Annotated in this window: 16 protein-coding genes; 14 read left to right on the top strand and 2 right to left on the bottom strand. The window is 61.0% G+C overall.

Annotated features, from left to right (window positions below; all coding sequences use genetic code 11):
- Positions 1–2: 2 nt before the first annotated feature.
- Positions 3–662, bottom strand: a complete 660-nt coding sequence (locus tag AC4PR2_RS15425) for a response regulator (protein ID WP_019455640.1) — start codon at positions 660–662, stop codon at positions 3–5.
- Between the two features lie 189 nt (positions 663–851).
- Between AC4PR2_RS15425 and AC4PR2_RS15420 the strand changes: the two genes are divergently transcribed.
- The 12 genes from AC4PR2_RS15420 to rbsK all read left to right on the top strand — a co-directional run bounded on the left by AC4PR2_RS15420 (position 852) and on the right by rbsK (position 10,923).
- On the top strand, positions 852–1,085 hold the full coding sequence (locus AC4PR2_RS15420; protein WP_060441308.1) for a hypothetical protein: 234 nt from the start codon (positions 852–854) through the stop codon (positions 1,083–1,085).
- 95 nt (positions 1,086–1,180) lie between these two features.
- On the top strand, positions 1,181–1,927 hold the full coding sequence (locus tag AC4PR2_RS15415; protein ID WP_141960188.1) for an SDR family oxidoreductase: 747 nt from the start codon (positions 1,181–1,183) through the stop codon (positions 1,925–1,927).
- A 76-nt stretch (positions 1,928–2,003) separates the two neighbouring features.
- The gene (locus AC4PR2_RS15410; RefSeq protein ID WP_492175271.1) at positions 2,004–2,327 is read left to right on the top strand and encodes a BrnT family toxin; all 324 of its coding nucleotides are present in this window, start codon (positions 2,004–2,006) and stop codon (positions 2,325–2,327) included.
- A complete protein-coding gene (locus tag AC4PR2_RS15405) occupies positions 2,290–2,607 on the top strand; it encodes a BrnA antitoxin family protein (RefSeq protein ID WP_187321684.1) in 318 nt (105 codons plus the stop codon). Before AC4PR2_RS15410 ends, AC4PR2_RS15405 begins: the two co-directional genes overlap by 38 nt.
- Before the next feature lie 378 nt (positions 2,608–2,985).
- Positions 2,986–3,804: a DeoR/GlpR family DNA-binding transcription regulator gene (locus tag AC4PR2_RS15400; RefSeq protein ID WP_004931653.1), complete on the top strand. Its 819-nt coding sequence runs from the start codon at positions 2,986–2,988 to the stop codon at positions 3,802–3,804.
- Between the two features lie 47 nt (positions 3,805–3,851).
- Complete coding sequence (locus AC4PR2_RS15395; RefSeq protein ID WP_060422843.1) at positions 3,852–4,835, top strand: substrate-binding domain-containing protein; 984 nt, start codon at positions 3,852–3,854, stop codon at positions 4,833–4,835.
- A gap of 2 nt (positions 4,836–4,837) precedes the next feature.
- Positions 4,838–6,355, top strand: a complete 1,518-nt coding sequence (locus tag AC4PR2_RS15390) for a sugar ABC transporter ATP-binding protein (protein WP_060441311.1) — start codon at positions 4,838–4,840, stop codon at positions 6,353–6,355.
- Entirely contained in the window at positions 6,348–7,334 is a 987-nt protein-coding gene (locus AC4PR2_RS15385) for an ABC transporter permease (RefSeq protein ID WP_060422852.1), read from the top strand. Before AC4PR2_RS15390 ends, AC4PR2_RS15385 begins: the two co-directional genes overlap by 8 nt.
- Positions 7,335–7,344: 10 nt before the next feature.
- Entirely contained in the window at positions 7,345–8,379 is a 1,035-nt protein-coding gene (locus tag AC4PR2_RS15380; protein WP_038871213.1) for an ABC transporter permease, read from the top strand.
- Positions 8,380–8,409: 30 nt separating this feature from the next.
- Complete coding sequence (gene alsE / locus AC4PR2_RS15375) at positions 8,410–9,081, top strand: D-allulose 6-phosphate 3-epimerase (protein ID WP_033635837.1); 672 nt, start codon at positions 8,410–8,412, stop codon at positions 9,079–9,081.
- 10 nt (positions 9,082–9,091) lie between these two features.
- Entirely contained in the window at positions 9,092–10,000 is a 909-nt protein-coding gene (gene alsK, locus AC4PR2_RS15370) for an allose kinase (protein ID WP_337046859.1), read from the top strand.
- Positions 9,997–10,923: a ribokinase gene (gene rbsK / locus AC4PR2_RS15365; protein ID WP_197779676.1), complete on the top strand. Its 927-nt coding sequence runs from the start codon at positions 9,997–9,999 to the stop codon at positions 10,921–10,923. The genes alsK and rbsK overlap by 4 nt, the downstream gene beginning before the upstream one ends.
- Positions 10,924–10,955: 32 nt before the next feature.
- Here the strand turns inward: rbsK and AC4PR2_RS15360 are convergent, their stop codons facing one another.
- Positions 10,956–11,564, bottom strand: coding sequence for an HD domain-containing protein (locus AC4PR2_RS15360; protein WP_060422860.1), 609 nt, complete (start codon positions 11,562–11,564; stop codon positions 10,956–10,958).
- A 183-nt stretch (positions 11,565–11,747) separates the two neighbouring features.
- Here AC4PR2_RS15360 and trhA point away from each other — a divergent pair, with 183 nt between their 5' ends.
- Both trhA and AC4PR2_RS15350 read left to right on the top strand, forming a co-directional pair.
- Positions 11,748–12,422: a PAQR family membrane homeostasis protein TrhA gene (gene trhA / locus AC4PR2_RS15355; RefSeq protein WP_038871224.1), complete on the top strand. Its 675-nt coding sequence runs from the start codon at positions 11,748–11,750 to the stop codon at positions 12,420–12,422.
- Positions 12,423–12,572: 150 nt separating this feature from the next.
- Positions 12,573–13,070, top strand: coding sequence for a DUF2165 family protein (locus AC4PR2_RS15350; RefSeq protein ID WP_060422863.1), 498 nt, complete (start codon positions 12,573–12,575; stop codon positions 13,068–13,070).
- Positions 13,071–13,073: the final 3 nt, after the last annotated feature.

Raw genomic sequence — 13,073 nt, 5'->3', positions numbered from 1 at the left:
TGCTACTCTTTCTTCAGCAAATAACCAATGCCGCGTACGGTAATAATTCTTTCTTTACCGATCTTGCGCCGTAAATTATGCATGTGCACTTCCAGCGAGTTGCTTTCCACGCTGTCGCCGTGGCCGAACAGCCGCTGTTCCAACACCGCTTTGCGCACCACGGTGCCGGCACAGCGCATCAGCTCGTGCAGCAGGTGATACTCTTTTTTCGACAGCATCAGCAGTTCGTTATCCAGCGTCACCTGATGGTTTACCGGGTCGAGATACAGCGTGCCGAGGCTCCAGGTTTGCGAAGCGAAGCCCGCCATGCGTCGGTTGACCGCCTTGACGCGTGAGATGAGCTCGGGCAGCGCAAAGGGTTTGGCCAGAAAGTCGTCCGCGCCGGAATCCAGGCTGTTCACCAGGCTTTCGATGCGGTCGCGGGCGGTCAGGATGATGATGGGGATATTTTGCCCGGCGGCGCGCCAGGCGATTAGCTTTTGCAAACCGTCGCCGTCCGGCAGCGTAAGATCCAACAGCATCAGGTCGAACCCGCCGGGTGAAAGTTTATTTTCCGCGTCCGCGAGCAGGCGCACCCAGCACAAATTAAAGCCGGTGAGCTCCAATGCGCGGCACAGCGCCTTGCCTAATTGCAGGTCGTCTTCCACCAACAGTATGTTCACGTTTGTTCCGCTGAGATCTTCAAGTCGCGATTATCTAACTATAACCCTGCCGGGAAGACAACGGGGAAACTCGCTTTGCCTGCGCGTTCTTAAGCAAACCTTAATCTGGCTTTAATCTCGCGTTAAGGGAACGCGGTGGAATTTCAGTTATTTTGCTGCCATTCGATGCCACAACAGAAGGAGCGAAACATGCAGACTGACGGTTCCCCGCCTGCGGGCACCTCGCGGCGGCTGATATATGCAGGCGTGGCGGCCGTGCTCGTTCTGTTGATGCTGTCTTTTCGCGGCGACGCCCAGAGCCATGGCCATAGCGGCCTGCATGCTGCCGGCTTGCAACGGGGGCATCAGGTGACGACGCCGGACGCCTACGGCTGCGTCAAAGCGCGCATTAAAAAGCAGCTGCGCCGCCTGGCTCAGCTTTAAAGCGTTTTTTAGCGCGCGGCTCTATACTCTGACGGGCAAACGGGGCGCCTGTGCACAGGCCGCTGTGTTGATATCGCCAACCAGAGAAAAACAATATGACGAAAGTGGCATTGGTCACAGGCGCGAGCCGGGGAATTGGTCGTGCGACCGCTTTGCTGCTGGCCCGGCAGGGCTATGCGGTGGGGGTGAATTACCTGCGCGACGAAAGCGCGGCGCGGCAGGTGGTGGCGCAGATTGAGGCGCAGGGCGGCAAGGCGCTGGCGCTGCAGGCCGACGTGGCCGATGAAGCACAGGTGATGGCGATGTTCGCTGCGCTGGACGCCGGGCCGGGCACGCTCAGCGCGCTGGTCAACAATGCCGGGATTCTGTTCCAGCAGGCGAACATTGAACAATTGACCGCCGAGCGCATCAATCAGGTGCTCGGCACCAACGTGACCGGTTACTTCCTGTGTTGCCGCGAGGCGGTGAAGCGCATGGCGCTGCGCCATGGCGGGCAGGGCGGCGCTATCGTCAACGTTTCCTCCGCGGCGTCCCGGTTGGGGGCGGCCGGGGAATACGTCGATTACGCCGCCTCGAAAGGCGCCGTCGATACCCTGACCATCGGGTTATCGCGCGAGGTGGCGGCGCAGGGCATCCGCGTCAACGGCGTGCGGCCCGGATTCATCTATACCGAGATGCACGCCAGCGGCGGCGAGCCCGGCCGGGTGGATCGCGTGAAGGACAGTTTACCGATGCAGCGCGGCGGGCAGCCGCAGGAAGTGGCGGAGGCGATCGCCTGGCTGCTGTCTGACGCCGCGTCTTACGTGACCGGCACCTTTATCGAGGCCGCCGGCGGGCGTTGAACGCATGAGGGGGTTTTGACATCCCGTCGTGCGGAGTGTATTTTGATTAAATAATAATCAAAATGTAGTTACAAAAATGTATGTTTATTTTGAATGGAATCAGGATAAAAATCACAGCAACCAGCGTAAACACCGCGTCAGTTTTGAGATTGCGCAACGGGTTATTCTGGATCCCAACCATTTGGCCGTGCTGGAGAGGATCGAGGGCGGAGAAGAACGCTGGCAAACGCTCGGTATGGTCGGCTCCTGTTTGCTGCTGCTGGTGGCGCATACGACGATCGAAACGGATGTCGAAGGCGATACAGTAGAGATCGTGCGTATCATTTCAGCACGCAAGGCCGATGCCAAAGAGAGGGGAAGATATGAAGCGCAAAAATTCAGCCAAAAATCTGGCGCATAGCGTACTCCCTCCGTTGACGGAGGAGCAGAAAGCGCAAATTGCTTCGTTGAGTGTGCTGCCGGATGAGGAGATCGATTATGCCGATGCCCCGGCCTTGGGTGAGGAAAAGTGGCAGACTGCGGTACAGGGGCGTTTTTATAAACCGATGAAAGTATCGAAAACCATCCGAATTGATGCGGATGTGTTGGCCTGGCTTCAGCGGCCAGGCAAAGGCTATCAGAAACGCCTGAACGCTGTGTTGCGTGAGGCAATGTTGAAAGAGCATGAGCGCGAGGAATAAGTCGTGTCAGACGGGTAACGGTCCGGTGAGGTTCTCACCGGATTTTTTTGCAGTTTTTCAGGTAAAGCCTACCAGCATTAGCTGCCGCTCGGCGGCGTTCGGTCAAAACCACAAAAACGGTCATTAACGGTCATGTTGCGGAACGTGGAATTGTGACCGTTTACCGTTTCTCCCCTGTCTGTCTCAGACGCACACGCATCATAACTGCCTGTTACTCCACACTTTCGTAATTATTCATTTCATTTCCTTCCCGATTTTTTTGACAACTATCACACCGCCATCGTTGACCGATCGCGGGGCGATGCGCTTTGCGTCTGCGCGCAAAACGCGGCGCGGCAAATCGATATCGTAATCATCGTCCTGGAGGAGAAAAGAATCATGCTGCCTGTAGAACGTCATCGCTTTATCACCGAAGTCTTGAGCCAGCGCGGCCGCGTGATGGTGCAGGAGGTGGCGCAGCTGTGCCATATCTCTATCGAGACGGCGCGGCGTGATTTGGCCTTGCTGGAACGGCGCGGCCTGCTGCTGCGCAGCCACGGCGGCGCGGTGTTCGTCGAGCCGCCGGCGGTGGAGAAAACCTATGTGCCCGCTGAGATAGACCAGGGGGAATCTTTCCGCCAGCGCAGCAACGAGGCGCCGGAGCAGAAAACGCGCATCGCCAAACGCGCGCTGGAATTTATCGCGCCAGGGGATTGTCTGCTGCTGGACAGCAGTTCCACCAGCTGGTTTTTGGCGCGCCAACTGCCGGATATCTCGCTGGTGGTATTGACCAACTCGCTGCACATCATCCAGACGCTGGCCTGCAAGGCCAACGTGCGCACCATCGGACTGGGGGGCGAGTATTCCGCCAAGTACGAGGATTTTATCGGCGTGCTGGCGGAGCAGATGTTGAAGGAGTTTGTGATCAACAAGCTGTTCTTCTCCTGCCACGGCATCTGTCAGGACGGCGGCATCCGCGAGAGCAACGAGCACCATGCGCGGTTGAAGCAGCAGATGCTGCTGGCGTCGGAGCGCAAGTTCCTGCTGGTGGACAGCAACAAGTTCGGCCGCCGCTCGTTCGCGCGCATCTGCCACTACCGGGAGATAGATACCTTAATCACCGATCGGCTCAGCGACGACGAATTTCGTCAGGAACTGGCCTGGAACAACGTCGACGTGATTGAAGTTTCACCCGCCGCGAAAAGGGCGGCGCGATAACAACAACGAAAACCCTTATTACAGCCAACACTTGTGGAGAGAGAACAATGAAAAAATCCGTACTGGTCGGTCTGTTTGCCTCGCTGCTGCTTTCGGTCTCCGCGCAGGCGGCGGACAAACTGAAAATGGGCGTGGTGGTGAAGATAGGCGGCATTCCCTGGTTCAACGCCATGGAGGCCGGCATCAAAAGCGAGGGCGCCAAACGCGGCATCGACGCCTGGATGGTCGGGCCGACGGCGGCGGACCCGGCGCTGCAGGTGCGCGCCATCGAAGATCTGATCGCGCAGAAGGTGGACATCATCGGCGTGGTGCCGAACGATGCCCGGGTGCTGGAGCCGGTGCTCAAGCGCGCGCAGGAAGCGGGCATCAAGGTGATCGTGCACGAATCCCCCGGCCAAAAATACGCCGACTGGGACTTTGAGCTGGTGGACGCCTCGCAGCACGGCGTCAACCACATGAAAGCGCTGGCCGCCTGCATGAAAGAGCAGGGCAAGTACGCGGTGTATGTCGGCAGCCTGACGGTGCCGCTGCACATCACCTGGTCAGACTCGGCGATCAACTACCAGAAGCAGCACTACCCGAACATGCAGCTGGTGGGCGACAAGTTCGGCGTGGGCGAATCGCTGGATGACAGCGTGCGCACCACCAACGATCTGATGGCCAAATATCCCGATCTGAAAGGCGTGCTGGCCTTTGGTTCACAGGGGCCGATCGGCGCCGGGCGCGCGGTGCTCAACCGCGGCAAAAGCAACGATATCTGCGTCATCGGGCCGTTCAGCCCGGGCCAGGGCGCTTCGCTGGTCAACCGTGGCGCCATCAAGGGTGGCTATATCTGGAATCCGCTGGTGGCGGGCGAAGTGTTCGTGCGCATCGCCGACATGATGCATAAGGGAGAAAAAATCACCGACGGCATGACCATCGAAGGCATGGGCAAGGTGCAGGTGGATGCGCAGCAGCACACCATTCTCGGCAACGCCACCGAAAGCCTGGATAAGCAAAACCTGCCGAAGCTGGTGAAGATGGGGCTGTAATCATGGCGATTTCCGGTAATACGGCAACGCAGGGCGCGCCGCTGATCGCGCTGCAGCAGCTGTCGATGACCTTTGGCGGCCAGCGTGCGCTGAACGCTATCTCGCTGGCGCTGATGCCGGGGGAAGTGCACTGCCTGGCGGGTACCAACGGCTGCGGCAAGAGTACGTTGATCAAGGCGATCGCCGGCGTGTATCAACCGGACGACGGCAGCCGCATCACCATCGACGGGCAAACCTTCGGTCGGCTGTCGCCTGATCAGGCGCGCGCCTTCGGCATTCAGGTGATCTACCAGGATCTGTCGCTGTTTCCCAACCTGACGGTGGCGGAAAACATCGCTTTCGAGCACAACCTGCATGGGCTGCTGGGATGGTACCGCCCGGCACGGCTGCGGCGCACCGCCGAGCGGCTGCTGCAGGAGCTGAGTTTCCATCTGGATCTCGACAAACGGGTGGCGGAGCTGCCGATCGCCCAGCGCCAGCAGGTGGCGATCTGCCGCGCGCTGGTGGCGGAGGCGCGGCTGGTGATCATGGATGAACCAACCGCCTCGCTGACCCGCACCGAGGTCAATCAGCTGCTGCGCACGGTGGATTACCTGAAAGCGAAAGGCATCTGCGTGGTGTTCGTCAGCCACCGGCTGGACGAGGTGCTGGAAATTTCGGATCGCGTCACGGTGATCCGCGACGGCAACAAGATCGGCACCTGGCCGGCGGCGGAGATCACCGGCGATCGTCTGACCGAGTTGATGACCGGTCTGAAGCTGGACTATCGCCTGAAGTCACCGAGCATGAATAAGGATCGGGTGATGTTGGAGGCGGATCGCCTCAGCCGCACCGGGCAGTATCAGGACGTGAGCTTCCGGCTGCATCAGGGCGAGGTGCTCGGTCTATGCGGCCTGCTCGGCTCCGGGCGCACCGAGCTGGCGCTGAGCCTGTTCGGCATGACCCGGCCGGACAGCGGCAAGCTCTACCTCGACAGCAAACCGGTGCGCTTTCGCGGCCATGAGGACGCGATCAAGGCCGGTATCGGCTACGTCTCGGAGGATCGCCTGACGCTCGGCCTGGTGCAGCAACAGTCGGTGGCGGACAACGCGGTGCTGACCATTCTCGATAAGCTGCGCGGGCGTTTTCGCCTGATTGACGACTACCGCAAGAATCGCATCGTCGCGGAGTGGATCGCCAAGCTTGGCGTGCGGGTGGCGGATCCGGAGCAGGCGGTTTCGACGCTGTCCGGCGGCAATCAGCAAAAGATCGTGTTGGCCAAGTGGGTGCTGACCCAGCCGCGGATCTTGATCCTCGACTCGCCGACCGTCGGCGTCGACGTTGGCGCCAAGGCCAGCATCTATCAACTGATCCATCTGCTGGCGCAGGAGGGGATCGCCATTTTACTGATCTCCGACGAGGTGCCGGAGGTGTATTACAACTGCGATCGGGTGCTGCACTTCAGCGGCGGCAGCGTGATCGGCGAATACCTGCCGGGGCAGGTGAGCCAGCAACAGCTGGCGGAGGCGGTCAATGCGTAGATTCAGCCTGAAACCGCGCGGCAACGAAGGCTACCTGGCCTGGGTACTGCTGCTGACGGTCATCGTTTTTTCGCTGCTCAGCGATCGGTTTTTGACGGTGCAAAACCTGCTCGATCTCAGCGAAAGCTATGCGGTGAGCGGCATTTTCGCCCTCGGCCTGTTCGTGGTGCTGGTGACCGGCGGTATCGATATCTCCTTCGCGGCGGTGGCCTCGGTGGTGCAGTACCTGATCGCCACGCTGGCGACCCACTACGGGCTGGCCAGCCCGGCGGGCAGCATTCTGCTGGCGTTGGCGATCGGCGCCGCGCTGGGCATGGTCAACGCGCTGTTGATCTACTGCCTGCGCATCGTCTCGATCATCGTCACCATCAGTATGCAGGCGTTGTTGTTCGGCATGCTGATGTGGCTGACCAACGGCCGCAGCCTGTACGCGCTGCCGGACTGGTGGACGCTGCCGCGCAGCGTGCTGCCGTTTCAGCTGGGTGAGCAGAGCTATCAGCTCGGTTTGCCGACGCTGGTGATGCTGGCGGTGGCGCTGTTGACCTGGCTGCTGCTGAACAAGACGCACCTCGGGCGTCAGCTGTTTGCCGTCGGCGGCGATGCGGAGTCGGCGCGGCGCATCGGCATCCGCGTCGGCCTGCTGCACCTGTTCGCCTATGGCTATCTGGGCGTGATGGCGGCGATCGGCGGCCTGGTGCAGGTGTACCGCATGGGGGAGGTGGTGCCCAATGCGCTGGTGGGCGGTGAGCTCGATGTACTGGCGGCGGCGGTGCTGGGCGGCGCCAGCCTGAACGGCGGCAAGGGCAGCGTGATCGGCACGCTGATGGGCGTATTCCTGATCGGTGTGCTGAAAAACGGTCTCAACCTGATCGGCGTGTCCAGCTACTTCATGAACGTGGTGATCGGCCTGGTGATCGTCGCGGCGATTACCGTCACCCACTACAAGAAACGCAAAGAAACCGACGTCGGTTTCGCCTGAGGAGCGCCTGATGGGCAACTACCTGAAATTTCGTCCGGACGGCACTGCCGTCGGCCTGTTGGCGCTACTGGTGGCGGTGGTGCTGGCCTTCAGCCTGCTGATGCCGGGGCGCTTTTTCAGCGGCGCCACCTTCACCAGCGTGGCGTTCCAGCTGCCGGAGCTGGGCCTGCTGACCCTGGCGATGTTCATCCCGATCCTCAGCGGCGGCCTGAACCTGTGCATTATCGCCAGCGCCAACCTGACCAGCCTGCTGATGGCCTGGCTGTTCATCAGCTATCTGCCGCCGGACGCCGGGCTGGGGCTACAGGCGCTGTGGCTGGTGTTGGCGCTGGCGGCGGCGATGCTGCTGGCCGTGATGATCGGCGCGGCGACCGGCGCGTTGGTGGCCTACGTCGGCGCGCATCCGATTCTGGTGACGCTGGCCACCATGACCACGGTCAACGGCATCGGTATCTATCTGACGCGCGGTGCGGCCCTGAGCGGCATGCCGGAGATCGTGCGGTTTATCGGCGCCGAGCGCGTGCTGGGCGTACCGGTACCGCTGTGGATCTTCCTGGCGGTTGCCGTGCTGCTGGCGCTGTTCTTGCAGAAAACCCGGCTCGGCAAATGCATCTACATGAGTGGCAGCAACATCAACGCCACCCACTTCAGCGGCGTGAATACCCATCGGGTGTTGATCGCCATTTACACCCTCTCCAGCCTGCTGTGCGTGATCGCCGGGCTGGTGATGATGGCGCGCTTCAACTCGGCGCGCATGGGCTACGGCGACTCTTATCTGCTGCTGACGGTGCTGGCGATCATTTTGGGCGGCACCGATCCGTTCGGCGGTTTTGGCCGGGTCAGCGGCGTGGTCCTGGCGCTGGTGGTGCTGCAGGTGATCGCCACCGGTTTGAACCTGATGAACGTCAGCCCGCATTTCAGCCTGGCGATGTGGGGCGCGGTGCTGATCGCAGTGCTGGCGCTGAAGTTTTTCCGCCATCGCTATCGGCAGCGGCGGGCGATGCGCCGCAGCGCGGCCCAGGCCAGAGCCGCAGCGGGCCACTGATCCTTTTCCCTTTTGCGCAGGATAACGCTAATGAAATACCAGATTTCACCTTCACTGATGTGCATGAACCTGATGGATATCCGCCAGCAATTGGCGGTGCTGAACCGCCGCGCCGATATGCTGCATATCGACATCATGGATGGGCACTACGTGAAAAACATCACGCTGTCGCCGTTCTTTATCGAACAGATCCGCCCGCACACCTCGTTGCTGCTGGACGTGCATCTGATGGTGGAGAACCCGACCGATTTTATCGACCCAATCGCCCGCGCCGGCGCGGACTTTATCTGCCCGCACGCCGAAACCATCAACCGCGATGCGTTCCGGGTGATCAACCAGATCCGCGCGCTGGGTAAAAAAGTGGGGGTGGTGCTGAACCCGGCTACGCCGGTGGAGTTTATCCGCCACTACCTTCATCTGCTGGACAAGATCACCGTGATGACCGTCGATCCGGGCTATGCCGGGCAGCCGTTCATTCCCGAAATGCTGGAAAAGATCCGCCAGTTGCGCGATCTGAAACGCCAACAAAACCTGAGCTATCTGATCGAGATCGACGGATCCTGCAATCAGCGCACCTACCGCGATCTGATGGGCGCCGGCGCGGAAGTCTTGATCGTCGGCAGCTCCGGGCTGTTCAACCTCGATCCGGATCTGGAGACGGCATGGGAAAAAATGCTGGATCAGATGCGGCAGGCGGCCTGAGGCGGGGGACATGATGCGGCATTTTCTTGGCGTAGACGTCGGCGGCACCAATACCCGCCTGCTGTTGATGGATGATGACGGCGAGTTCAGCGGGTACCTCAAGATAGCGACCGCCGATTGGGCACGGCAGGCCGATCCGCTGGTGGCGTTGGGCCGCCTGATCGCCGGGCATTGCAAAGATCGTCAGGTGGCGCAGGTGATGCTCGGGCTGCCGGGGATCCTCAGCCGCGATCGCTCGCGGGTGCTGTCGCTGCCGTTCATTCCGGCGCTGGACGCCCAGCCGGTGGCGGCGCTGTTGGCCGATGCGCTGGCGCTGCCGGTGCGGATGGATAAAGACGTCAATCACCTGCTGTGGTGGGACTTGCAGCAGCTGCCGGCGCTGCCGCAGGTGGCGGTGGGGGTGTATCTGGGCACCGGCATGGGCAACAGCCTGTGGCTGAACGGCGACTTTTATCACGGGGCGCACGGCGCCGCCGGTGAGCTGGGGCACATTCCCTGGCCAGGCCATCAGGGTGAGTGCCCGTGCGGTAAACGGGGCTGCGTCGAGAGCCTGACCTCTGGCCACTGGCTGACCGGCTGGGCGCGCGCCAACGCGGCGCAAACGCCGTTCGAACGGCTGTTCGAACGCCACGGCGAACATCCGGATCTGCGGCGCTTCGTCGAACGATTGGCGCAGACCATCGCCATCGAAATGAACGTGCTCGATCCCCAGCAGTTGATCCTGGGCGGCGGCGTGATCGCCATGAGCGGTTTCCCGTTGGCGCGCCTTGAGCAGGAGATCCGCCGCCATTTGCGCGGGCCGCAGCCGGCGCAGGGGCTGGCGATCTCCATCAGCCGCCTGACCGATGAAACCGGCAGCAAAGGCGCCTGCCTGGCCGCCCGGCGCCACCTCCAATTGAGCAGGGAGTACCCGCAATGAAAGGCAAAGTCTGCGTGTTCGGTTCGTTCAACCTGGATATCGTCGCCGGCATGGCGCGCTTTCCGCAGCCCGGCGAATCGCTGATCGCCCGCAACAGCATGATGGGCGCGGGCGGTAAGGGGGCCAACCAGGCCACCGCTGCGCTGCGCTCCGGGGCAAGGGTGCATTATATCGGCAAGGTGGGGCGCGACGACTTCGGCACCTTCGCCCGGCGCCACCTCGCCGCCGCCGGTTTCGATGCGGTGACGCTGTTCTCGACCGGCGATTGCCCGACCGGCAATGCGCTTATCTACGTTGCCGGTGAGGAGGCGGAGAACATGATCGCCGTCGATCCCGGCGCCAACCTGACGGTCAGCGAAGACGAGGTGCGCCAGTGTCGGCCGGCGATCGCCGCGGCGGACATTCTGTTGACCCAGCTGGAGAACAATCTGCCGGCGATTGAGCAGGTGATCGCCATCGCCCGCGAGGCGCAGACGTTCATCATTCTCAACCCGGCGCCGTTTCAGCCGGTGCCGGACAGCCTGCTGGCACAGGTCGATATGCTGACGCCCAACGCCACCGAGTGTACGTTGCTGACCGGCGTGCCGGTGCGGGATGTGGCTTCGGCGCGCCAGGCGGCGCAGGTGCTGCATGCCAAAGGCATTCGCTTACTGATCGTGACCTTGGGCACGCAAGGGGCGTTGTTCTCGGACGGGGAAAACAGCGAGCTGATCCCGGCGTTTCCAGCGCAGCCGAAAGACACCACCGGCGCGGGCGATGCGTTTAACGGCGCCCTGGCGGCGCAGCTGGCGAATCAGGTGCCGTTAGCCGATGCGGTGCGCTTTGCCGCCGCCTACGCGGCGGTCTGCGTGGAGCGCGCCGGGGCGGCGGGGTCGATGCCGAGCTATGAGGAGGCGTTGGAACGCCAGCGGGCGTTCGCTTGACGTTGAAGGGCTGCCGCGGCAGCCCGGTTCACTTACTTCAACCAGCCTTTGCGCTGCGCATCGCGCAGGTGCTGTTCCATGTGGTGCCACAGCTCGGGGTGCACGTCGGCGATCGATGCATTGCGCGCCAGCACCTGCTCCAGGCTGATGCCGTTCTCTACCCAGCTCTGGCCTTCATTGTGCAGGTTCATCAGCATCGGCATGGTGCGATCCAGCAGCAAAGCGAAGCGTGCATCGGCGCTTTCGCCATCTTCATATTCCTGCCATAAAGCGGTGAAATACTCGCGCTGAGCCTCCGGCAACATGCCGAACAGACGGCGCGCCGCCGCCACTTCCTGATCGTGGATCGCCGCGCGGGCCGCCAGATCGTAGACCAGCACGTCGCCGGCGTCGATTTCCACGATGTCATGCAGCAGCGCCATCTGGATCACGCGCTGAATGTTTACGTCATCACCGGCGTAGGGCGCCAGGCTCATGGCGGCGATGGCGAAATGCCAACTGTGTTCGGCGGAGTTTTCCTGGCGCTGGGTGCCCAGCACTTTGGTGCGGCGTTGCACGCCTTTCAACTTATCGATTTCCATCAGGAACTGGATGACCTGGGTCATTGAGCCGAAATCTAACGCGGGTACAGCGGATGACATGGTGTAAACCTCAAGGTGGGTGGGTTGAAGCCTGACGATTGTAGACCACCGGGCGAGCGATTTCGATGGTTACACGCGTTCACATTTTTATTTTAGCGTACACGTGTACACTGGAATTATTCTCAGTTAAGCTGCTTTGCGTTAATTTCGCACAAAGCAGGGCATTTTGAGGGGGTGCGCGTTATGGGGAAAACGGACGTAGTGAAAGCCGGGAACAATAAGATTGTCGCCGCGGCTTATCCGTGGGCGGAAGAGATCGCCAACAGCATCAGCCACGGCATCGGGCTGGTGTTCGGTATCGTCGGCCTGGTGTTGCTGTTGGTGCAGGCGGTGAATACCGGCGCGGATGCGACGGCCATCACCAGTTACAGTCTGTACGGCGGCAGCATGATCCTGCTGTTTCTCGCTTCCACGCTGTACCATGCGATCCCGCATCAGAAGGCCAAGCATTGGCTGAAAAAATTTGACCACTGCGCCATTTATCTCCTGATTGCCGGGACTTACACCCCGTTTTTGCTGGTGGGGCTGGATTCGCCGCTGGCGAAGGGCCTGATGGCGGTAATCTGGGGGTTGGCGCTGCTCGGCGTGCTGTTCAAGCTGGCCTTCGCCCACCGTTTTGAAGCCCTGTCGCTGGTGACCTACCTGACGATGGGCTGGCTGTCGCTGATCGTGATTTATCAGCTGGTTACGCGGCTGGAGGCCGGCGGCGTCACGCTGCTGGCGATAGGCGGGGTGGTCTATACCCTCGGCGTGATTTTCTACGCCTCCAAGCGCATCCGCTTTGGCCACGCCATCTGGCACGCCTTCGTGCTCGGCGGCAGCGCCTGCCATTTCATGGCGATCTATCTCTACGTCTAAACGTTATCGCTACGTCTGAATGCGTATTGAACAGGCGCCTCTTTTGTTTTAAAAAAGAGGCGCTTGCTTCTTTCGGGTATCCAGCAAGCCCGTTCTTTCATTTCTGAGCCCGCATACTCTTTCTCTTAACTTTGTTCAGGACTCATCACGATGATCGTTCGCTTATCCAAAGCGCTGCTGGTCTGCGCTATCGCTTTGTTCGCTTCGCTGGTGGCCTTCGGCAATATCACCGATTACGGCTCCAACTTCGCCTTTGTGCGCCACGTCTTTATGATGGACACCATTTTTCCCGACGCCACCATTGGCTACCGTTCGATACAGACGCCGTGGCTGCATCACGCCGGCTATATCTTCATCATCGCGCTGGAGAGCCTGACCGCGCTGCTGTGCTGGATCGGCGGCCTGCGCCTGCTGTGCGGCCTGAAACTGCCCGCTAAAACCTTTAACGGCCGGAAAAAACTGGCGGTAGTGGGGCTGACGCTGGGCTTCCTCACCTGGCAGGTCGGCTTTATGTCGATTGGGGGAGAGTGGTTTGGCATGTGGATGTCGAAACAATGGAACGGCGTGCCCGATGCGTTTCGCTTCTTCGTCACCATCATCCTGGTGCTGATCTATCTGGTGCAGCGCGACGGGGAATTGGACGAGTAACGA

The sequence above is a fragment of the Serratia sp. A07 genome (genome assembly GCF_058725505.1).
This window is presented reverse-complemented; position numbering and strand designations above follow the sequence as displayed.